The organism is Altererythrobacter sp. Z27 (genome assembly GCF_052683155.1).
This window is the reverse complement of record NZ_JBQYMC010000001.1, coordinates 2,418,406-2,438,077: the sequence shown is the minus strand read 5'-3', so window position 1 is coordinate 2,438,077 and position 19,672 is coordinate 2,418,406. Positions and strand designations below refer to the sequence as shown.

The 19,672-nt window shown below is 63.2% G+C and carries 19 protein-coding genes; 3 read left to right on the top strand and 16 right to left on the bottom strand.

The window, feature by feature from the left end:
• The first annotated feature begins 7 nt into the window (after positions 1-7).
• The gene (locus ACUJ47_RS11890; RefSeq protein ID WP_445538600.1) at positions 8-955 is read left to right on the top strand and encodes a DUF481 domain-containing protein; all 948 of its coding nucleotides are present in this window, start codon (positions 8-10) and stop codon (positions 953-955) included.
• A 3-nt stretch (positions 956-958) separates the two neighbouring features.
• Here the strand turns inward: ACUJ47_RS11890 and ACUJ47_RS11885 are convergent, their stop codons facing one another.
• The 6 genes from ACUJ47_RS11885 to ACUJ47_RS11860 form a co-directional block, all read right to left on the bottom strand.
• A complete protein-coding gene (locus ACUJ47_RS11885; RefSeq protein ID WP_445538599.1) occupies positions 959-1,648 on the bottom strand; it encodes a spermidine synthase in 690 nt (229 codons plus the stop codon).
• A 68-nt stretch (positions 1,649-1,716) separates the two neighbouring features.
• The gene (gene pnp / locus ACUJ47_RS11880) at positions 1,717-4,011 is read right to left on the bottom strand and encodes a polyribonucleotide nucleotidyltransferase (protein ID WP_445538598.1); all 2,295 of its coding nucleotides are present in this window, start codon (positions 4,009-4,011) and stop codon (positions 1,717-1,719) included.
• 232 nt (positions 4,012-4,243) lie between these two features.
• Positions 4,244-4,513, bottom strand: a complete 270-nt coding sequence (gene rpsO / locus ACUJ47_RS11875; RefSeq protein WP_354143969.1) for a 30S ribosomal protein S15 — start codon at positions 4,511-4,513, stop codon at positions 4,244-4,246.
• A 12-nt stretch (positions 4,514-4,525) separates the two neighbouring features.
• On the bottom strand, positions 4,526-5,425 hold the full coding sequence (truB, locus tag ACUJ47_RS11870; protein WP_445538597.1) for a tRNA pseudouridine(55) synthase TruB: 900 nt from the start codon (positions 5,423-5,425) through the stop codon (positions 4,526-4,528).
• The gene (locus ACUJ47_RS11865) at positions 5,425-6,108 is read right to left on the bottom strand and encodes a site-2 protease family protein (RefSeq protein ID WP_445538596.1); all 684 of its coding nucleotides are present in this window, start codon (positions 6,106-6,108) and stop codon (positions 5,425-5,427) included. The genes truB and ACUJ47_RS11865 overlap by 1 nt, the downstream gene beginning before the upstream one ends.
• 24 nt (positions 6,109-6,132) lie before the next feature.
• Complete coding sequence (locus ACUJ47_RS11860) at positions 6,133-6,711, bottom strand: thymidine kinase (protein ID WP_445538898.1); 579 nt, start codon at positions 6,709-6,711, stop codon at positions 6,133-6,135.
• Positions 6,712-6,835: 124 nt separating this feature from the next.
• On the opposite strand from ACUJ47_RS11860, the gene ACUJ47_RS11855 reads away from it, so the two are divergent.
• Positions 6,836-8,440, top strand: coding sequence for an AbgT family transporter (locus ACUJ47_RS11855; RefSeq protein WP_445538595.1), 1,605 nt, complete (start codon positions 6,836-6,838; stop codon positions 8,438-8,440).
• Here the strand turns inward: ACUJ47_RS11855 and ACUJ47_RS11850 are convergent.
• Positions 8,437-9,276: an enoyl-CoA hydratase gene (locus ACUJ47_RS11850; protein ID WP_445538594.1), complete on the bottom strand. Its 840-nt coding sequence runs from the start codon at positions 9,274-9,276 to the stop codon at positions 8,437-8,439. The genes ACUJ47_RS11855 and ACUJ47_RS11850 overlap by 4 nt on opposite strands.
• 161 nt (positions 9,277-9,437) lie before the next feature.
• Here ACUJ47_RS11850 and ACUJ47_RS11845 point away from each other — a divergent pair, with 161 nt between their 5' ends.
• Positions 9,438-10,013: a YceI family protein gene (locus ACUJ47_RS11845; protein ID WP_445538593.1), complete on the top strand. Its 576-nt coding sequence runs from the start codon at positions 9,438-9,440 to the stop codon at positions 10,011-10,013.
• 6 nt (positions 10,014-10,019) lie between these two features.
• On the opposite strand, the gene rbfA is transcribed toward ACUJ47_RS11845, so the two are convergent.
• The 9 genes from rbfA to pspF form a co-directional block, all read right to left on the bottom strand.
• Positions 10,020-10,424, bottom strand: a complete 405-nt coding sequence (gene rbfA / locus ACUJ47_RS11840) for a 30S ribosome-binding factor RbfA (RefSeq protein WP_445538592.1) — start codon at positions 10,422-10,424, stop codon at positions 10,020-10,022.
• A 3-nt stretch (positions 10,425-10,427) separates the two neighbouring features.
• Positions 10,428-10,847: a PaaI family thioesterase gene (locus ACUJ47_RS11835; RefSeq protein WP_445538591.1), complete on the bottom strand. Its 420-nt coding sequence runs from the start codon at positions 10,845-10,847 to the stop codon at positions 10,428-10,430.
• A complete protein-coding gene (gene infB, locus ACUJ47_RS11830) occupies positions 10,844-13,354 on the bottom strand; it encodes a translation initiation factor IF-2 (RefSeq protein WP_445538590.1) in 2,511 nt (836 codons plus the stop codon). The genes ACUJ47_RS11835 and infB overlap by 4 nt, the downstream gene beginning before the upstream one ends.
• Positions 13,355-13,370: 16 nt before the next feature.
• Complete coding sequence (locus tag ACUJ47_RS11825) at positions 13,371-14,138, bottom strand: DUF448 domain-containing protein (protein WP_445538589.1); 768 nt, start codon at positions 14,136-14,138, stop codon at positions 13,371-13,373.
• On the bottom strand, positions 14,119-15,783 hold the full coding sequence (gene nusA / locus ACUJ47_RS11820) for a transcription termination factor NusA (protein ID WP_445538588.1): 1,665 nt from the start codon (positions 15,781-15,783) through the stop codon (positions 14,119-14,121). Before nusA ends, ACUJ47_RS11825 begins: the two co-directional genes overlap by 20 nt.
• On the bottom strand, positions 15,783-16,343 hold the full coding sequence (gene rimP, locus ACUJ47_RS11815) for a ribosome maturation protein RimP (RefSeq protein WP_445538587.1): 561 nt from the start codon (positions 16,341-16,343) through the stop codon (positions 15,783-15,785). Before rimP ends, nusA begins: the two co-directional genes overlap by 1 nt.
• Before the next feature lie 195 nt (positions 16,344-16,538).
• Positions 16,539-17,483 (bottom strand): hypothetical protein, encoded by a 945-nt coding sequence (locus ACUJ47_RS11810; RefSeq protein ID WP_445538586.1) that lies wholly within the window; start codon positions 17,481-17,483, stop codon positions 16,539-16,541.
• Positions 17,484-17,528: 45 nt separating this feature from the next.
• A complete protein-coding gene (locus ACUJ47_RS11805; protein WP_445538585.1) occupies positions 17,529-18,392 on the bottom strand; it encodes a hypothetical protein in 864 nt (287 codons plus the stop codon).
• Positions 18,393-18,534: 142 nt separating this feature from the next.
• The gene (gene pspF, locus ACUJ47_RS11800; RefSeq protein ID WP_445538584.1) at positions 18,535-19,602 is read right to left on the bottom strand and encodes a phage shock protein operon transcriptional activator; all 1,068 of its coding nucleotides are present in this window, start codon (positions 19,600-19,602) and stop codon (positions 18,535-18,537) included.
• Positions 19,603-19,672 lie beyond the last annotated feature (70 nt).

Here is a 19,672-nt window from a genome sequence, read left to right as displayed (position 1 = left end):
ATTTGCGATGACTGTTTTCCGTGCGAGCCTCGCGCTCGTTTGCCTGATGTCCCCGGTTGCCACCGCAGCGGAGCTTCCCGCGCCGGTCAGAGCCATGATCGATGCGGCAATCGAGAAGGGCGATCCGGAGACGGTGCGGGCGGTGATTGCCCTCGCGCGCCAGACCAATCCGGGCGACAGCGAAGAAGTCGACGCCATCCTTGCCGGCTTCGAAGCCGACCAGGCCCGGCTGGCAGAGGAAAAGAAGGCGGCGAAAGAGGAAGAAATCCGCCACGCGGGCCTGTTCGACAATTGGGACGGCAAGGGCGAATTGGGCGGGTTTCGTGCCACCGGAAACAGCTCGAATACGGGGCTCACCGGCAGCCTGGCGCTGACCCGCACGGGGATCGACTGGCGCCACAAGCTGCGCGGCCGCGCCGACTACCAGCGCACGAATGGCAGCACGACGCGCGAGCAGTATTTGTTCGCCTATGAGCCCAACTACAACATCTCGGACAAGCTGTTCGTTTACGGGCTCACGCAGTACGAACGTGATCGGATCCAGGGCTTTTCAGCGCGTTACGCAGTGTCAGGCGGCATCGGATACCAGTTCATCAAGCAGGCCGATCTACAACTCTCGGCGAAGATTGGCCCGGCCTATCGCGTCACTGAATTCGTGAATGGCGAAAGCGAAGATCGGATCGCCGGCCTGTTGGGCGTGGATTTCGACTGGAACATTACCGACCGGCTGAAATTGACGCATGACACCAATGCCGTCGCGGAAACCGGCGGCTCGGCAACGGTGATTGTCGATGCGGGCAATACCAGCATCAATCTCGTCACCGGCCTCAACGCCAAGGTCAGCGACAAGCTGACTGCGCGCTTTGCCTATGCGATCGATTATGACAGCAATCCACCCGCGGGCGCGGTCCAGACCGACACGCTCAGCCGGATGACGCTGATCTACGACTTCTAGTCGCTAACCGCCCGCACGGCGCTCCGCGAACCAGATCGTGTGGCGCGGACCCTTGTTGTTGGGGCGGGCGCGAACCGTCTGCACGTCGACCGCGAAGCCCGCATCCTTCAATCGCACGGTGAACTTGTTGTCGGGCGCCGCCGACCACACCGCCAGCACGCCGCCCGGATTGAGCGCGTCGCGCATGCGCGCGATCCCGGTGCGAGTATAAAGCCGCTCGTTTCCTTCGCGCACGATCCCGTCGGGGCCGTTGTCGACATCAAGCAGGATCGCGTCATAGCGCGGCGTGGTGCCGTCCACCGCGTCGTCGATCAGCGCGGCAACGTCGGCGATCACAATCTCACCCGCAGGATCGTCGAGCGTGTCGCCGGTCAGATGCGCCAGCGGACCTTTCGCCCAGTCGAGGATCTCGGGCACGACTTCGGCCACGACCACCCAGCCTCTCCCGCCGAGCTTGGCAAGTGCCGCGCGGAAGGTGAAGCCCATGCCATATCCGCCGACCAGCACGCGCGGCGCGGGCGCAGTGACGCGATCGAGCGTCAGCTCCGCCAGCTGCTCCTCGCTGAACTGCATCCGCGTGCCCATCAGTTCGTCACGGCCAAGCATGATGATGAAATCGCGCCCGTGGCTGACCAGCGTCAGCCTGTCGCCGCCGGGAATCTCGGCCGTGGCAAGGGTCTCGCGCGGAAGCATGGCAATTCTCCAAAGCAAAAGGGCCGCAGGCGAACCCGCGGCCCCTTCATGTTACGCCAGAAGGACGATCAGTCCTTCAGGAAGTCGGGCACGTGTGCCGCACCGTCGTCACCGCCGCGTTCGCGACGGCCGCCACGGTCGCCGCCCCGGCCACGGTCGCGGTTGCCGCGCGGGCCCCGACGATCACCCCGGTCACCGCGGTCGCCACGATCTCCGCGCGGTTCACGCGGTTCGCGCGGCGGGCGCGTATCTTCCAGCTCTTCGCCGGTTTCCTGGTCAACGACGCGCATCGACAGGCGGACCTTGCCGCGATTGTCGATCTCGAGCACCTTGACCTTCACTTCTTGGCCTTCGGACACGACGTCGGTCGGCTTCTCAACCCGCTCGTTCTTCATTTCGCTGACGTGGACGAGGCCGTCCTTGCCACCCATGAAGTTCACGAAAGCGCCGAAGTCGACGATGTTGACGACCTTGCCGTTGTAGATCTTGCCGACTTCGGGTTCCTCGACGATGCCGAGGATCCACTTCTTCGCGGCTTCGATCTGGTCGAGGTCCGACGAGCTGATCTTGATCACGCCTTCGTCGTCGATGTCCACCTTCGCGCCGGTTTCGGCCACGATCTCGCGGATCACCTTGCCGCCGGTGCCGATGACGTCACGGATCTTCGACTTGTCGATCTGGATCGTCTCGATGCGCGGAGCATGCTTGCTGACTTCGGTACGAGCGGAACCAAGAGCCTTCTGCATTTCACCAAGGATATGCGTGCGGCCGGCCTTCGCCTGCTCGAGCGCCTTCGCCATGATTTCCTGCGTGATGCCGGCAACCTTGATGTCCATCTGCATCGTGGTGATGCCCGCTTCGGTGCCGGCCACCTTGAAGTCCATGTCGCCGAGGTGGTCTTCGTCACCCAGGATGTCCGACAGGACCGCAAAGTCCTTGCCTTCGAGGATCAGGCCCATTGCGATGCCCGAAACCGGGCGCACGACCGGAACGCCGGCGTCCATCATGCTGAGGCAGCCGCCGCACACGGTCGCCATCGAGCTCGAGCCGTTGGACTCGGTGATGTCCGACAGGACGCGGATCGTGTAGGGGAAGTCCTCATGGCTCGGCAGCACATTGTGCAGCGCGCGCCATGCCAGCTTGCCGTGTCCGGTGTCGCGACGCGACGGCGCGCCAAAGCGGCCCACTTCACCGACCGAATAGGGCGGGAAGTTGTAGTGCAGCATGAAGCGTTCGTAGCTCAGCCCTTCGAGGCCGTCGATCATCTGCTCGGCGTCCTTGGTGCCGAGCGTGGTCGAGCACAGCGCCTGGGTCTCGCCGCGCGTGAACAGCGACGAACCGTGAGCGCGCGGCAACACGCCGACCATTGCTTCGATCGGGCGAACCTGGTCGAGCTTGCGACCGTCGATGCGGGTGCCGTCCTTCAGGATGGCGCCGCGGACGATTTCAGCTTCGAGCTTTTTGGTCAGCTTGATCGCGGTCATGCGCTGCTGGCCGTCGAATTCTTCCGAAGCGTAATGCGCCTTGACCTTGTCGCGGGCGGCGTTGAGCGCGTCCGAACGGGCCGACTTGTCGGTCAGCTTGTAGGCGGCAGCGATATCGTTGCCGATCATGGCCTTGATCGCCGACTTCATGTCGTCATTGCCATCCTGCGAAGCGACTTCCCACGGATCCTTCGCAGCCTTTTCGGCCAGCTCGATGATCGCCTTGACCACCGGACGAATGTTGTCGTGGGCGAAGGCAACCGCGCCGAGCATTTCCTGCTCGGTGAGCTCCTTGGCTTCGGATTCGACCATCATCACCGCGTCATGCGTGGCGGCAACGACGAGGTCGAGACGGCCATCGTCGGAAAGCGAGGTCGTCTGCTTCGGGTTGAGCACGTATTCGCCATTGACGAAGCCGACGCGGCAGGCGCCGATCGGGCCCATGAAGGGAACGCCCGAAATGGTCAGCGCAGCCGAAGCAGCGATCATCGCCAGCACATCGGGCTCGCACTCGCCATCATAGCTGAAGACCTGCGCGATAACGTTGATTTCGTTATAGAAGCCTTCGGGGAAGAGCGGACGCACAGGGCGGTCGATCAGGCGGCTGGTCAGCGTTTCCTTTTCGGTCGCGCCGCGTTCGCGCTTGAAGAAGCCACCGGGGATCCGGCCGGCCGACGAGAATTTTTCCTGGTAGTGGACGGTGAGCGGGAAGAAGTCCTGGCCTTCCTTGACGCTCTTGGCGGCGGTCACGGCGCACAGCACCACGGTTTCGCCATAGGTGGCCAGCACAGCGCCATCAGCCTGGCGGGCAATGCGGCCGGTTTCCAGAGTGAGGGTCTTTCCGCCCCACTCCAGCGATACGGTTTTCGTGTCGAACATTGATTTTCCTTACGTGTTCCCGCAGCGCCATATTGCGGTGCGGGGCCTATATTGTCTGGCCGTATCGCGGGCGCAGAAACCGGTTTCCACTTTCTGCTGCGATACTTCCAAATTCCGGGAAAGCCGTCCCGGCCCGGTGCGGGGCGTTTTCCTGCCCCAAGGCGAACGGACCGAATGCCCGCATGCCCCAAATAGACGAAGGGCGACCCTTGAGCCGCCCCTCGAGAAACTCTTACTTACGAAGACCCAGCTTCTGGATCAGTGCGTTGTACCGCTCGACGTCCTTCTTCTTGAGATAGGCGAGCAGGGTGCGACGCTTGTTGACCATCATCAGCAGGCCACGACGCGAGTGGTTGTCCTTGTGATGATCCTTGAAGTGATCGGTGAGGTTGCGGATGCGCTCGGTGAGGATCGCGACCTGCACTTCGGGGCTGCCCGTGTCCTTGTTGTCGCGGGCGTTGTCCTTGATGATCTCTTGCTTCTTTTCGGCGGTAACCGACATGTCTGTTCTCTCTTACTCAGCGACATCTGGCAGGTTGAAACCCCTGACGACCTTGGCCGTGCCAGCGGTGAGTTCCATCAGCGCCACCGGTACATCGCCCAGCCTTGCCAGATAGAGCCCGTCGCTTTGGGGCATCTCCGTTAGCACCCGGCCCTGGCGGACCGCCTGCGCGCTAACGGAATCGAGTTGCAAGGCCGGGATGTCGTCCAGCCCCGCCTCGAGCGGCAGGAGGAGGTCTTGAAGGCTCGCGCCCTTAGCGATTTCCTCCAGCTTGTCCAGCGAAATCGCCGATTCCTCAAGGAACGGACCGGCCTTGGTTCGCCTGAGATAGGTGACGTGACCGACCGTTCCAAGCGCATGCGCAATATCGCGCGCCAGCGAGCGGATATAGGTGCCTTTCGAGACATGAGCGCGCAGGGTAACCGAGCTTGCGCCAGCCTCGACCAGTTCGAGCGAATGGATCGTTACAGCGCGGGTCTTCATTTCCACTTCTTCGCCCGCCCGCGCCAAGTCATAGGCGCGCTTGCCCTCAACCTTGATCGCGGAATAGGCAGGCGGGGCCTGCTCGATCGGGCCGGTGAAGCGCGGCAGGATGGCTTCGGCCTCGGCCCGCGATGGCATCACATCGCTGGTCGCCACAACCTGACCCTCGGTATCGAGCGTGTCGGTCTCCTCGCCAAAGCGAATCGTGAAATCGTAGATCTTGCTCGCATCGAGCATCCGCCCGGCCAGCTTGGTCGCTTCGCCCAGCGCAATCGGCAGCACGCCTTCGGCCAGCGGATCGAGCGTGCCGCCATGGCCAACCTTGGCCTTGCCGTGCCCACCTTGGCGCAGCACGCGCTTGACCATGCCGACTGCCTGTGTCGAACCAAGCCCGCGGGGCTTGTCGAGAATCAGCCAGCCGTGCGGCATCACTTGCCCGAGACGGCGCTGGCGAGGTGCAAATATTTCTCAAGCGCCCAGTTTACCGGCGGGCCGATCGTGTTTTCCAGTACGCCCCACTGCGGCGCGAACCACGTCACCGCGACCAGCCCCACGAACAGCAGCATGCCATACGGCCGCAGGCGCGCGTAGAGGTGGACGTATCGACGCGGGAGCAGGCCTTCGACGATGTGCGACCCGTCAAACGGCGGGATCGGCAGCAGGTTGAACATGCCGAGGAAGACGTTGATCAGGATGAAATAGAACAAGCCCTGCGCCAGCAGCGGCGGATGTTCACCCAGCGCAGGGGCAAGTGTGGGCGCCAGAAGTCCCAGCGCGATCGCACCCAGCGCAGCCAGCACGAAATTGGTGCCCGGCCCCGCCGCCGCCACGGCCATCATCCCGTAGCGCGGGTTGTCGAGCCGGTCCTGCCGTACCGGCACAGGCTTCGCCCATCCGAAGACCGGCGCACCCATCAGCGCGAGGCTGCCCGGAACCAGCAGCGTGCCTACGGGATCGACATGGCGGATCGGGTTCAAGGTCAGCCGCCGCTGGTCGCGCGCAGTGGTGTCGCCGAGCAGCAATGCGGCATAGCCATGCGCGACTTCGTGGAACACGATAGCGATAACCAGCGATGGGATGAGCACCAGCGCGAGTGTGAACGTCTCTGTCATCGCCTGTAGATAGGGTGCGGCGGGTCAGCCCGCCAGAGCCTCGCTGAAATGCTTGCGGCACAGCGCAACATAGCGGTCATTGCCGCCAATCTCGGTCTGCGCGCCATGCTTCACCGCCTTGCCGCTTTCATCGACGCGCATGTTCATCGTCGCCTTGCGGCCGCAATGGCAGATGCCCTTCAGCTCGACGAGCGAGTCCGCGATCCCCAGCAAGGCCGCAGATCCTGGGAACAGCTTGCCCTGGAAATCGGTGCGCAGGCCATAGCAGACCACCGGCGTGCCGGTTTCATCGGCCAGCCGGGCGCATTGCCAGACCTGCTCATCGGTAAGGAATTGCGCTTCGTCGATCAGCACGCAGTCGACCCTCCCTTCGGCGTGTTCCTGCAGCACGCATTCGAGAATGTCGGTCTCGGGCGAGAAGCGGTGGGCATCGCTGGCGAGCCCGATCCGGCTGCTGATCGCGCCGAATCCCGGGCGATCGTCAAGCGCAGCGGTCCAGAGCGAGACCCGCATTCCGCGCTCGCCATAGTTGAAGGCAGCCTGGAGCAAGGTCGTGCTTTTCCCCGCGTTCATGCTGGCATAATAGAAATAAAGCTTGGCCATTCGCCGGTGATAGGCGAGCCGCGGGAACCAGACCAGCGTTGACGGCTTTTCCATTCACAGGGCAGAACACAAACACCGGCAATCCGGAGCCTGTTCGAATACCGGATCGATTTAGGGGAGTTTCATGGGGGAATCGGCGACTGCGCAACAGCGCGGCATCTTGGGTTGGATCGAGCGCACCGGCAACAGGCTGCCCGATCCGGTATTCCTGTTTTTCTGGCTGATAGGCGGCCTGGTCGTCATCTCGATCGTCGCGTCGCTGCTGGGCTGGTCCGCCGCGCACCCGACCGAGATCGATCCCGACACGGGGGCGGGCCAAGTAATCGCCGCCAAGAGCCTTCTGGCGGCAGACAACATCCAGAAACTCTGGGTCGAAATGCCCAAGACTTTCACCCATTTCCACCCGCTGGGCTATGTGCTGGTGGTGATGCTGGGTGCCGGCGTGGCCGAACGCGCCGGCCTTTTCGGCACCGCGATGCGCGCAGGTGTGCGCGACGCGCCCAAGGCACTGCTCACCCCGATCATCGTTGCTGTAGGGATGATGGGCAACCTTGCTGCGGATGCGGCCTATGTCGTGTTGATTCCGCTTGCAGGCATCATCTTCCACGCTGCAGGCCGCCATCCTATAGCAGGCATTGCCGCGGCATTTGCCGGTGTTTCGGGCGGATTCTCGGCCAATTTGCTGCCTGGCCAACTCGACGCGCTGTTGTTCGGGATTACCGAGGCGGCAGTCGAAACGGTGTTTGGTGACTTCACCGCCAATATCGCTGGCAATTGGTACTTCATCGCGGCCATGTTCGTGATCTTCCTGCCTGTGATCTGGTATGTCACCGACAAGATCATCGAGCCGCGCTTGGGAACATGGGATCCGGCTAAGGCAGGTCGCCCCGCCGATGAAGAGCCGAGCGATCGCCCGCTGACAGACGGGGAGCGCCGCGGCTTGCGCGATGCGGGCCTGGCCGTGCTGGCGGTTGTCGCCCTGTGGCTGGTCTTCACCTTCGGCCCGGGCACGCCGCTGATCAATGAGGATGCCACACCAGAGGCACAATTGACCCCGCTCTACCAGAGCCTGGTGGGCGGCTTCTTCCTGCTCTTCCTGCTCGCCGCATGGGCCTATGGCCGCGCGGCCGGAACGATCGGCAACCATCGCGACCTTGTGAAGATGATGTCAGGCTCGATGGAAGACCTGGCCTATTACCTCGTGCTGGCCTTTGCCGCGGCGCATTTCGTGGCGATGTTCACCTGGTCGAACCTTGGCTTGATCATGGCGGTCGAGGGCGCCGATGCGCTGCGTTCGTCCGGCCTGCCGGCCTGGGCGCTGCTCGCGGGCATCATCGTCCTGACGGGCTTGCTCAACCTGTTCGTGGGTTCGGCCAGCGCCAAATGGGCGTTGCTCGCACCGGTGATGGTACCGATGTTGATGTTGTTGGGGATCACTCCCGAGATGTCGACAGCCGCCTATCGCGTCGGCGACGGGGCGACCAACATCATCACACCGTTGATGGTCTATTTCCCGCTGATCCTGATCTTCTGCCAGCGCTGGCAAAAGGACTTCGGGCTCGGCAGCCTGGCCGCGACCATGCTGCCCTATTCGGCGGGGCTGCTGGTCGTCGGCGTTGCGCTCACGATCGGCTGGGTCGTGCTGGACCTGCCGCTGGGGCCGGGTGCGCAGGTCTTTGCGCCGCTGCCAGTGGGTGCCGAAGCGGCGAGTGCGGCAGCTACCAGCTAGCTCTCGCCGCTGAGGTCATCCCTGATAAGCCCCGCCCCTGCCGGATCGACTGGCGATCCATGCAGGAGGCGGGCATTGGCATGCCCCAGCTGTTGCCAGCCCATCGCCGCACTTAGCGCAACGGAATAACCCTGGGCGTCGAGGCTTTGGTTGCATGCGAGCTTCGCCAGCCGCAGACCCATCATCGGGCGTTTGGCGATGCGTTCCGCCATCGCCAGCGTGAAAGTCTCGAGGTCTTGCTTTGGCACGACGTGATTGACCATGCCCAGCCCACACGCGGCTTCGGCACTCAGGTCGCCGCCGGTAAACAGCAGTTCCCTGGCCTTGCGATGGCCCAGTTCCCACACATGCGCGAAATATTCGACGCCGTTCACGCCAAAACCGACCGTCGGATCAGAGAACACGGCATCGTCAGCGGCGATAACGATATCGAACGGCCAAACGAGCATCAGGCCACCTGCCATGCACCGGCCATGCACCTGCACGATCGTGGGCTTGGGCAAGTTCCGCCAGCGCATGCACAGCCCGAAGTACATCTCATGCTCGGCGTTCATCTGGCCCGCCTGCCCCGGATCGTCGAATTGCGCCCATTGCGTCACCGTCGGAAATTCGGCGAGCGAGCTTTCGTCCTTCAAATCGTGGCCCGATGAGAAGTTCTTTCCATCGGCCCCGATCACGATGCAGCGGATCGCGTCATCGCGCGCGGCTTTCGAAAGCGCCGCATCGATTTCGTAGAGCATCGCTTTGTCCTGGGCGTTTGCCTTGTCGGCCCGTGCCAGCATGATCCGCGCTACGCCGGGCGCCGGCTGTTCGTATCGGATGCGCTCAAAATTCATTCAGGCCCCCTTCCAATTCGCGCGACTATCGAGCGCGAAGGGTCGCTTCGTCAATCCTCGCGATAGAGGTCACACGGTCCAGCCGCTTACCGCCCCAGGCCCCGCGCCATTTGCCGCAAGCCGATTGCGCGACGGGCTGTGCAAGGCGTATATCGGCACGCATGAAACTGGCCCGCTCCGCGCTGGCTCTGATCGCCGCTCTGATGCTCGGCGCTGCGACGCCGGGAGGGCTGCTTTATGCGGTCGATGGCGCAGCCAGCAGCCTTTCCGCCAAAGTGCCGTTTTTCGGCATCGGCAGCCGCAGCGCCGGCTTTCCGGCCGTTTCCGGCTCGATCCGGCTCGACCAAGCGCATCCGAAGGACATTTCGCTCGACGTGGCGATCGACGCGCGCGCGCTGACGGCACCCGACAAGCTTACGCTCAGCAGGCTAAGGGGGGAGAAGTTCTTCTGGGTCGAGAAATATCCGGCGGTGCGTTTCATTGGCCGCGAGATTTCATTCACTTCGCCCACGAGCGGAAGCGTGAGGGGCGAACTGACTGCGCGCGGTGTGACTCAGCCCGTCACGCTGCAGGTCACGTTCGACCGTCCGCCGATGCAGGCGCTTCCCGGGGAAGCGATCACATTGACCGGGGAGACGAAGATCAACCGCTACGAGTACGGAATGAAGTCCTATCGCCTGATCGTGGGCAAGTGGGTCAATATACAGCTCAAGGCACGCCTTGTACCCCAGGCCTGACGCGGCTTAGTCCTCGCCGTGATCGGAAAGGTCGCGCGCGACTTTGGGATCGCGCAGCAAGCGCTCGATCCGGTCGGCCTCGTCGAAGCTCTCATCGGTGCGGAACTTGAGCTTGGGCGCAAATTTGAGCCCCAGCCGCTTCGCCACCTCGCGCTGGAGATAGGCGGTGTTCTGCCGCAGCGCCGTGACGATCTCGCTTTCATCCTTGCCAAGGAGCGATTTCACATAGGCGGTCGCGTTCCTCAGGTCCGGCGTCATGCGCACTTCGGTGACCGCGATATTGGCAGCCGAAACGCGCTCGTCATGCACTTCCTGCCGCGCGAGCAATTCCGACAGGATGTGCCGCACCCGCTCGCCCACTTTGAGCACACGGACCGAGTGTTGTTCAGGCGTGAATTGCTGGCGCGCCATGGCCTAGCTCCCCGGTCGCGGAGTAGGGATGGCGGTGCTGGTCGCGCGGGCCAGCAAATTACCGGCCGGGTCGAACAACTCGCCTTCGAGGAAGATCGCGCGCCGCCCGCGCCGGATCACCCTGCCCTTGCCCACCAGCGCGCCGGCGAGGACCGGCTTGAGAATGGTCATGTTAATGTCGAGATTGAGCGGAGCCTCGGCATGATCGGTCGCCCAGACATGCGCCCAGCCCATCACTTCGTCGAGAAACCCAGCGATCAACCCGCCCTGCACGCTGCCGCGCGGAGTGATGAAGCTGTCGGGCGCGCGGAAGCGCAAGGTTATCTCCTCGCGCTCCCGATCGAAGTTGTCGAACTCGACGCCCAGCAGTTCCGCATGGAGGGCGCCAAGTGCATGCTTTGGGGCGTGGGCGGCGTCGGTCACAGCGTCCGTTCACGCTCCTCGACTTCGAACACTTCGAGGTGGTCGCCCGCCTTGATGTCGTTGGTATCCTGCAGCACCACACCGCATTCGAGGCCGGCGCGGACTTCGTCCACGTCGTCCTTGAAGCGCCGCAGCGACGCAATCGTGGTCTTCGACACGATGACGTCTTCGCGGGTGAGGCGTGCGTGCAGCCCCTTGCGGATAACCCCATCGAGCACCAGCAGGCCGGCGGCCTTGTCCTTCTTGCCTGCAGGGAACACCTGCTTGACTTCGGCACGACCCACGACCGTTTCGATCCGCTCCGGACCGAGTTCCCCCGCCATTTCCTTCGCGATCTCTTCGGTCAGGTGGTAGATGACATCGTAATACATCATCCGCACCTTCTCGCGTTCGACCAGCTGGCGCGCCTTGGGATTGGGGCGCACGTTGAAGCCGATGATCGGCGCATTCGATGCCGATGCCAGCGTAACGTCGCTTTCGGTGATCGCGCCGACGCCTGCATGCAGCACGCGCACCTTGATCTCGTCGTTCGAGAGGTTGTGCAGCGCGTTGACGATCGCTTCGACCGAGCCTTGCACGTCGGCCTTCACCACCACCGGGAATTCGATCACGTCGCTCTTGAGGTTCGAGAACATCGTGTCGAAATTGGTCGGGGCAAGCGTAGTACGCTTCTCGGTCGCCTTTTGCTGGCGGAACGCAGCGACCTCGCGGGCACGTTGCTCGTTCTCGACAACGGTCAGCTGGTCGCCTGCCATCGGCACGCCGCCAAGGCCGAGGACCTCGACCGGAACTGCCGGACCGGCTTCCTTCACCTGCTTGCCCTTGTCATCGATCAGCGCGCGCACGCGGCCGCTTTCGGTGCCAACCACGAAGGTATCGCCACGCTTGAGCGTGCCGCGAGTGACGAGCACGGTGGCAACCGGGCCGCGGCCCTTGTCGAGCTGGGCTTCAATCACCGTGCCTTCGGCATCGCGATCGGGGTTCGCCTTGAGTTCGAGCAGTTCGGCCTGGAGCAGGATCTTCTCGATCAGATCGTCGAGGCCCGCGCCGGTCTTGGCCGAAACCTCGACATCCTGCACGTCGCCCGACATCTCTTCCACGATCACTTCATGTTCGAGCAGGCGTTCGCGCACCTTCTGGGCGTTGTACTCCGGCTTGTCGGCCTTGGTGATCGCCACGATCATCGGCACGCCAGCAGCCTTGGTGTGATTGATGGCCTCGATCGTCTGCGGCATGATCGCATCGTCGCCTGCCACCACCAGCACCACGATGTCGGTGACATTGGCACCGCGCGCGCGCATTTCGGTGAATGCAGCGTGGCCGGGCGTGTCGAGGAAAGTGACCTTGTCCTTGCCTTTGGTGGTGATCTGGTACGCACCGATATGCTGGGTGATGCCGCCGGCTTCGCCCTTGACAACATCGGTGCCGCGCAGCGCATCGAGCAGGCTGGTCTTGCCGTGATCGACATGGCCCATGATCGTCACGACCGGTGGACGCGGCTTCAGCGTTGCATCCGCATCGACGTCGACCGACGTGTCGATATCGACATCGCTTTCCGAAACGCGGGTGATGTTGTGGCCGAATTCCTCGACCAGCAGTTCGGCCGTATCCTGGTCGATCGTCTGGTTGACGGTGACCATCATGCCCATGTTGAACAGCGCCTTCACCAGGTCGGCGCCCTTCTCGGCCATGCGGTTGGCGAGTTCCTGCACCGTGATCGCTTCAGGCACGACCACGTCGCGCACCTGCTTTTCGCGCGGCGCGGAAGGCCCGCCATGCAAGCGACGTTCCTTCTCGCGGGCGCGCTTGAGCGCGGCGAGCGAGCGGGCGCGGCGGCCCTCGTCATCGTTGAGAGCGCGAGTAACGGTCAGCTTGCCCGAACGGCGCTTGTCGGCGCCGCGATCGCCGCGTTCGTGGCGCGCGGGCTTGTCGTCCTTCTTCTTCTTGACCTCGACCTTTTCAGGGCGCTTCGCCTCGGGCCGTTCGACCGGAGTGAACTTGCGCGGCGCAGGCGTGGGCGTGGATTCGTCGCCAGCTTCGGCAGGCTCGGGCGCTTCCTCGACAGCCGCTTCGGCTTGCTCGACGCGGCGCTTGGCAGCCTCTTCCTCGGCCTTGCGGTTCTCTTCCGCACGGCGCTTTTCGTCCTCGGCGGAACGGCGAGCTTCCTCTTCCTCGCGCTTGCGGTTTTCTTCCGTCAGGCGCAGGCGCTCTTCCTCGGCCTCGCGCTGAAGGCGTGCGACGCGCTCCTGCGGAGTTTCCGAAGCCGAGACGGCCTTCTTGGGCGCAGGCTTGGGAGCTGCGGCCACCGGCGGCGGGGGCGGCGGCGGGGGCGGCGGCGGCGGAGGCGCAACATCGCCGGGCTTGCCGACCAGGCGGCGACGCTGCTTCACCTCAACCACAACCTTGTTGGTGCGGCCGTGGCTGAAGGTCTGCTTGACCTCGCCAGCATCGACCGACCGCTTCAGGCCAAGCGGTTTACGGGCAGGTTTGTTGTCTTCGTCGCTCATCTAGCTCGTACGTCCTTCACGCGTTCAATTGTTCGTCCTGGCGACCTGAAAAAGCCGGATCGCCATCTTCCAAGGCGGGCGAATTGCCCCCCATATAATGCAGCAGGCGTGCCAGGGCCCCCTGGACCCGCCCTGCCGCAGCGCCGTTGTTCAGCGCCAGGTGGACGACATTGTCGCGGCCCAATGCCACAGACAAAGCCGCCCGGTCCAGTGGCAAGACAATGCCACGTTCACCGGAGCCTTCGGCATCGCGCCCCACGCGCCATGCCTGGTCGAGTTTCTTGCGCCCGTCTTCGCTGGCGTCGGCTGCATGGAGCAGCAGCGCGAGCCGCCCCTGTCGTGCCTGCTCGGCAATGCGCTCGCCGCCGAGCACCACGTGCCCGGCGCGCAGTTCGAGCCCCAGCCGCTGGGTCAGCGCATGGGTCAATGCGCGTGCCACCAGTTCAGGCAGGTCGGCCGGAATTTCCAGCTTTGCGCCCTTGAAGGCGCGTGCCAGCGCGCGTTTCAAGCGCCCCTTTGCCAGCGCCGTCTCGAGTTCGGCCCGTGAAACGCCAATCCATGCACCGCGTCCGGGCGCTTTGGCATTCGGATCGGGCAGCACGTGGCACACACCCGCGCTATCCGCAGGCGAAATCGCAAGGCGCAGCAGCGCGTCGCGCGCGCCGTGCTCACCTGAAAGGATGCAGCGGCGCTCGGCGCAGGACTTCGCAGGCTCGGAAGCGTTCCGTGCCTTGGGCGCGCCAACGATGTCGGGCGTCAGGCGCTCATTGTTCGGAGTCCGCATCGGCGGCCTCCTGGGTTGGTGCCTCTTGGGTCGCAGCGGGCGCCGCTTCCTCTTCGTCTTCGAACCAGTGCGCGCGGGCAGCCATGATGATCTCGTTGCCCTGCTCTTCGGTCAGGCCGTATTCGCCCAGCACGCCGCCCTTGTCCTGCTCGCGCACCGAGGGGCGCCGCATCGGCGGGCCATCGGCATTGCCGCGACGGCGGGGCGCTTCGCGCCTCTTCGCGATCAGTTCGTCGGTCGAGAGATCGGCCAGATCGTCGAGCGTCTTGATGCCGGCCTTGCCGAGCGTCACCAGCATGCCTTCGGTGAGGTGCGGCATATCGGCCAGATCGTCTTCGACGCCCAGCTCGCGGCGTTCGGCGCGCGCGGTTTCCTCGTGGCGCTCGAGCGCTTCCTTGGCGCGGTTCTGGAGTTCTTCGGCCAGGTCCTCGTCGAAGCCTTCGATCGAAGCCAGTTCCTCGAGTTCGACATAGGCGACTTCCTCGAGTTCGGCGAAGCCCTCGGCCACCAGCAGCTGCGAGAGGGTTTCATCGACGTCGAGTTCTTCCTCGAACATCTTCGAGCGCTCGGCGAATTCCTTCTGCCGCTTCTCGCTCGCCTCTTCCTCGGTCATGATATCGATCTGGTGACCGGTGAGCTGGCTGGCGAGGCGCACGTTCTGGCCGCGGCGTCCGATTGCCAGGCTCAGCTGGTCATCGGGCACGACGACTTCGATGCGGCCGTCTTCCTCGTCGAGCACGACGCGGCTGACCGTGGCCGGCTGCAGCGCGTTGACGACGAAGGTAGCGGTGTCCTGGCTCCAGGGGATGATGTCGATCTTTTCGCCCTGCAGCTCCTGCACCACCGCCTGTACGCGGCTGCCCTTCATGCCGACGCAGGCGCCGACCGGGTCGATCGAGCTGTCGTGGCTGATCACGCCGATCTTGGCGCGGCTGCCCGGATCGCGGGCGGCGGCCTTGATCTCGATGATGCCGTCGTAGATTTCGGGCACTTCCTGCGCGAACAGCTTCTTCATGAAGTCAGGGTGTGCGCGGCTGAGGAAAATCTGCTGGCCGCGATTGTTGCGCTCGACCTTGGTGATCAGCGCGCGCACGCGCTCGCCGACGCGGGCCGCTTCGCGCGGGATCTGCTGGTCGCGGCGGATCACGCCCTCGGCGCGGCCGAGGTTGACGATCACATGGCCGAATTCGACCGACTTAATCACGCCGGTGATGATTTCGCCCGCGCGGTCCTTGAACTCTTCGTACTGGCGCTCGCGCTCGGCATCGCGGACCTTCTGGAAGATCACCTGCTTTGCGCTCTGCGCGTCGATACGGCCAAGGTCGACCGGGGGCAGCGGGTCGACGATGAAGTCACCGACCTTGGCGTCCTTGTCGAGCTTCTGCGCCTGCTTCAGGTCGACCTGCTTGAAGTAGTCGTCCACTTCCTCGACCACTTCGACGACGCGCCACAGGCGCAGGTCGCCGGTCTGCGGGTCGAGCTTGGCGCGAATGTCGTTCTCTGCACCATAGCGCGCACGCGCAGCTTTCTGGATCGCTTCTTCCATCGCTTCGATCACGATCGACTTGTCGATCATCTTTTCCGAAGCGACCGAGTTCGCAATCGCGAGCAGCTCGGCCTTGTTGGCGGAAATTGCAGTGGCCATCAGTCTTCAGCCTCTTCTTCTTCAACGATGTCTTCAGCACCGCTCGTGTCGAGCGGGCGGGTGGCGGCAATCAGCTCGTCGGTCAAGACCAGCTTTGCCGAATGTATCATGCCGAGCGGCACGGAAATTGCGCCTGCCTTGCGGTCTTCGAGAGTGACGGCTTCGCCCTCTATACCACGCAGGATGCCCCGCAGGCTACGCTGGCCGTCCCAGGCCTTGTCCATGCTAAGCTTGGCTTCGTGCCCGGCCCAATTGGCAAAGTCCTTAGGGCGGGTCAGCGGGCGGTCGATCCCCGGCGAGCTGACTTCGAGGTGATAGGCCCCTTCGATCAGCACTTCGCCGCTTTCTTCCGCAGCGTCGATCACGTCCGACACGCGGCGCGACAGCGCAGCGCATTGATCGATGATCAGCTGGCCGGTCGCGGGATCCTCGGCCATGATCTGCAGCGCCATGCCACCGTCACCGGCCTCCGACGGCATCATCTTCACGCGAACGAGATCGAAGCCGAGAGCTTTCGCTTCGGGCTCGATAATCTCGGTCAGGCGCGCGATATCCGCCACGTGGTCTCCATTCCTGCATGACATTGACTGCAAAGGCGTTTCGTGCCGGCCCCTCGCGGCGCCAGCATCCAAACCTTGTTTGACAATGTCGGGATGACGGCCAGATAGGAGCGCGAAGGGGAAAACGCAAGCACCAAAGCAAAGGGCCCGGCAATTGTGCCGAGCCCTTCGTGCTTAAGTTTGCCGCCTGAGCAGTTAGAAATCGAAGTGGCGATCCCCGCTGTGTTGGCGAGGGCCCGGATCGTAGTGGTCGCCTTGCTCGGCCGCCGCCTCTATCGTCCAGGTCACATGCGTAATGACGCGGTAGCCTTTGAACTGGCGCTCATACACATGCGGCTTGCCATTCGGCAGGAACTCGATCGGGTTGCCCCAGCTATCAGGCGTGTTTCCGACCGACGGGAGTTTGGCCGGTTTGCCGCCGGGCCTGCCGCCCTTACCGCCGCCGCCTGTCGTGCCATCGCTGACTGCGTACATCGCCTCAAGCTGATCGTAGTCGTGCTGATCGGGGGTCGTATTGCCCGCAGGCCAACTGGTATATTCCATGCACGACGTCGTGGCGTCGGTCATGAAATTCTCGTTCTGGTGCGCCAGGCCATAATCATGGCCGATTTCCTGGCAGGTAACGAGCTGTTTCCAGTCTTCGGTGTTGTAATTTGGCTGATTGAAATAGTAATCATTCAGCTTGGTGTAGCCCGCGATGATCTCGTTTCCATTGATCGAAATGCTGGCGATGCCCAACCAACCGGTGGATCCATAGTCTGCATTGCAGACATGGATCTGGCCAAGGACAAAATTGCAGTTGGTATTGGTGCCCTTCGGCACAGGAACCCCGGCCTTGATCCGGCTGGACTTGTTCCAATCGTTGACGGCTTGGCCCACACGCGTGGACCAACCGCCGCCGCTTGTATTGTCGATGACCGGAGCATCTATTTCAGTGCCATCATAGGCCCATTCATATTTGCGCCATTGATGCCGCGCATCCGCAACGGTCGCTAGCATGGCGATTGCCGACACAGTCGCCACCATCCCCAGCTTCACCCTGGTTTTCATCGGATCACTCCCTTCCTTGCCGAAGAGATCGCCGCCTGTTCGCCCGCATTGTGCAGGGCATGCGCCGCCCTCTATCCCCAGAGAGGTCATACTATAATCTCCCGCTCAGGGCAAAATGCGGCGCGCCCCGATCAGTCAAGGCAGGTCAAAAAGGTCATGCTCGTGATCGCCCGCCTCTTCCGGCGTCCAGGTTACGTGCGCGACGAATTTGATTCCGCTGGCTTCGCGCTCGAACACATGTGGGCGGCCGTTGGGAAGGAATTCGGTCGGGCGCCCCCAGGTCGAAGGCGTATTGCCTACTGCGGGCAAGACGACGCGGTTCTTGCCCTTGCCCCCGCCGCCGTTGCCGCCTCCCTTGCCTTTGCCGCCACCGCCCGTGCCGCCGCTATCGCCGCCCGAACCGCCCCCTGCAGGATAGATCAGCAGCAATTGGTCATAGTCATGGAAGTCCGGATGCTCATTGTCCTGTGGCTTGCTGGTATATTCCATGCAGCTCGTGGTTGCATCGGTAGAGAAGTTCTCGTTCTGGTGCGCCAGGCCGTAATCATGGCCGATCTCCTGGCAGGTCACGAGCTGCCGCCAGCTGTATGTGTTGTAGCGATCCTGGTCGAAGTAGTAATCATTGAGCTTGGTGGTGCCGGCCACGATCTTGCCGCCGGAAATGGCGATACTGGCGAGCCCCAGCCAGCCATTGCTGCCATAATTCCCGTTGCAGACCTGGATCGTGCCGGTGATGAAACTGCACGAGGAATTGTTGCCATATTCGAGCGGAGCCTCGATCATTGGCGACGCGTTCCAGTCGGCCACAGCAGTCTCGACATAGCCGCTCCAGCCCGAGTCAGTGTTGTTGACCACCGGTGCGCTGACCGGGTTCACCCCGTCGAAGCTCCACGCATAGCTGCCCCATGAATGATTGGCGAACAGCGGTGCGCCGGCAATCGCAGCAGCCGAGCAGCAAGCCACAATTGCCGCCTTGCTAGTGAAAGAGTGTGACATCATCCCGTTCCCTTCCCGAAACTGTTCCGGGTTGATTGCCCGGGGCAGCGGTAATTTCAGGCGAAGGAAACTGGCTTAGCGATGTGATCGACAAACATGCCTAATTTCGAAAGGCGGCCGCGCTGACTATCGGTGGAGGCGTGTGTCAGCCGGAAGTGTCGTCGGTTTCCTGCATCAGGCCATGCTTCTTGATGGCGTGGCGCAACTGGTCATAGCTGAGGCCCAATGCTTTTGCTGTCTGGCGCTGGTTCCAGCGATGCTTGCCCAGCGCATGCTCCAGGATCGCGCGCTCATGCGCATCGACCGCAGCACGCAGATCGTCGACCGCGTCAAGCTCGGTCGGGGCTGCCGCAGCGACCCCGCCCGATCCATTTGAACTCGCAGGACTTGGTGGAACTGCCCCTGCATCCGACTTGCGATGGCTGGGTGTGAACGGCTTCCACGGGGAATCAAACGGATCGAACTGGACATGCGCGATCGGTTCGGATGGGTCGTCCCAGCGATAGACCGCGCGCTCGATCACATTGCGCAATTCGCGCACATTGCCCGGCCACTGGTATTCGTCGAGCTGGCGATGCACATGTGGCGCGAAACCGGGCCAGGCATGCCATTCGAGCTCGGCCGCCATACGCCGCCCGAAATAGTCGGCGAGCACCGGTACGTCGCCGTCGCGCACGCGCAAAGGCGGCAGAGTGATCACTTCGAAGCTGAGCCGGTCGAGCAGGTCGGCGCGGAATTCGCCGCGTTCTGCCAGCGCAGGCAAATCGTCATTGGTCGCAGCGACGATCCGCACGTCGACCCTGATCGGGCGCGACGAGCCGATGCGCGTCACTTCGCCATATTCGACCGCGCGCAGGAGCCGCTCCTGCGCCGCCATCGACAGCGTGCCCAGTTCGTCGAGGAATAGCGTGCCTTTGTCGGCTTCCTCGAACCTTCCCGCGCGCGCTCTGGTAGCGCCAGTGAAAGCCCCTGCTTCATGCCCGAAAAGCTCGGCTTCGATCAGCGTTTCGGGCAGCGCAGCGCAGTTCATGATGACCAGCGGTTCATCCCACCTTGTCGACAGGCGATGGAGGCGTTCGGCGATGAGTTCCTTGCCGGTCCCGCGCTCGCCGATGACCAGCACGGGGCGGCTCATCGGCGCGGCACGGCTGGCGCGTTCGACCGCGTCGAAGAAGGCGCTGGACTGGCCGATGAACTGGTTTTCGCGCTCCATGCGCCAACCTATAGTGAAATTTCCCAATCATTGGCAATCAAAACCAATGCGACTTTTTGGGGGAACTCAC

What these genes read in the sequence shown, in the direction of transcription:
- ACUJ47_RS11890 (WP_445538600.1), top strand. Translation starts at nt 8, where the DNA reads ATGACTGTTTTCCGTGCGAGCCTCGCGCTCGTTTGCCTGATGTCCCCG.
- ACUJ47_RS11885 (WP_445538599.1), bottom strand. Translation starts at nt 1,648, where the DNA reads ATGCTTCCGCGCGAGACCCTTGCCACGGCCGAGATTCCCGGCGGCGAC.
- pnp (WP_445538598.1), bottom strand. Translation starts at nt 4,011, where the DNA reads ATGTTCGACACGAAAACCGTATCGCTGGAGTGGGGCGGAAAGACCCTC.
- rpsO (WP_354143969.1), bottom strand. Translation starts at nt 4,513, where the DNA reads ATGTCGGTTACCGCCGAAAAGAAGCAAGAGATCATCAAGGACAACGCC.
- truB (WP_445538597.1), bottom strand. Translation starts at nt 5,425, where the DNA reads ATGCCGCACGGCTGGCTGATTCTCGACAAGCCCCGCGGGCTTGGTTCG.
- ACUJ47_RS11865 (WP_445538596.1), bottom strand. Translation starts at nt 6,108, where the DNA reads ATGACAGAGACGTTCACACTCGCGCTGGTGCTCATCCCATCGCTGGTT.
- ACUJ47_RS11860 (WP_445538898.1), bottom strand. Translation starts at nt 6,711, where the DNA reads ATGGCCAAGCTTTATTTCTATTATGCCAGCATGAACGCGGGGAAAAGC.
- ACUJ47_RS11855 (WP_445538595.1), top strand. Translation starts at nt 6,836, where the DNA reads ATGGGGGAATCGGCGACTGCGCAACAGCGCGGCATCTTGGGTTGGATC.
- ACUJ47_RS11850 (WP_445538594.1), bottom strand. Translation starts at nt 9,276, where the DNA reads ATGAATTTTGAGCGCATCCGATACGAACAGCCGGCGCCCGGCGTAGCG.
- ACUJ47_RS11845 (WP_445538593.1), top strand. Translation starts at nt 9,438, where the DNA reads ATGAAACTGGCCCGCTCCGCGCTGGCTCTGATCGCCGCTCTGATGCTC.
- rbfA (WP_445538592.1), bottom strand. Translation starts at nt 10,424, where the DNA reads ATGGCGCGCCAGCAATTCACGCCTGAACAACACTCGGTCCGTGTGCTC.
- infB (WP_445538590.1), bottom strand. Translation starts at nt 13,354, where the DNA reads ATGAGCGACGAAGACAACAAACCTGCCCGTAAACCGCTTGGCCTGAAG.
- ACUJ47_RS11825 (WP_445538589.1), bottom strand. Translation starts at nt 14,138, where the DNA reads ATGCGGACTCCGAACAATGAGCGCCTGACGCCCGACATCGTTGGCGCG.
- nusA (WP_445538588.1), bottom strand. Translation starts at nt 15,783, where the DNA reads ATGGCCACTGCAATTTCCGCCAACAAGGCCGAGCTGCTCGCGATTGCG.
- ACUJ47_RS11810 (WP_445538586.1), bottom strand. Translation starts at nt 17,483, where the DNA reads ATGACCTCTCTGGGGATAGAGGGCGGCGCATGCCCTGCACAATGCGGG.
- ACUJ47_RS11805 (WP_445538585.1), bottom strand. Translation starts at nt 18,392, where the DNA reads ATGATGTCACACTCTTTCACTAGCAAGGCGGCAATTGTGGCTTGCTGC.
- pspF (WP_445538584.1), bottom strand. Translation starts at nt 19,602, where the DNA reads ATGGAGCGCGAAAACCAGTTCATCGGCCAGTCCAGCGCCTTCTTCGAC.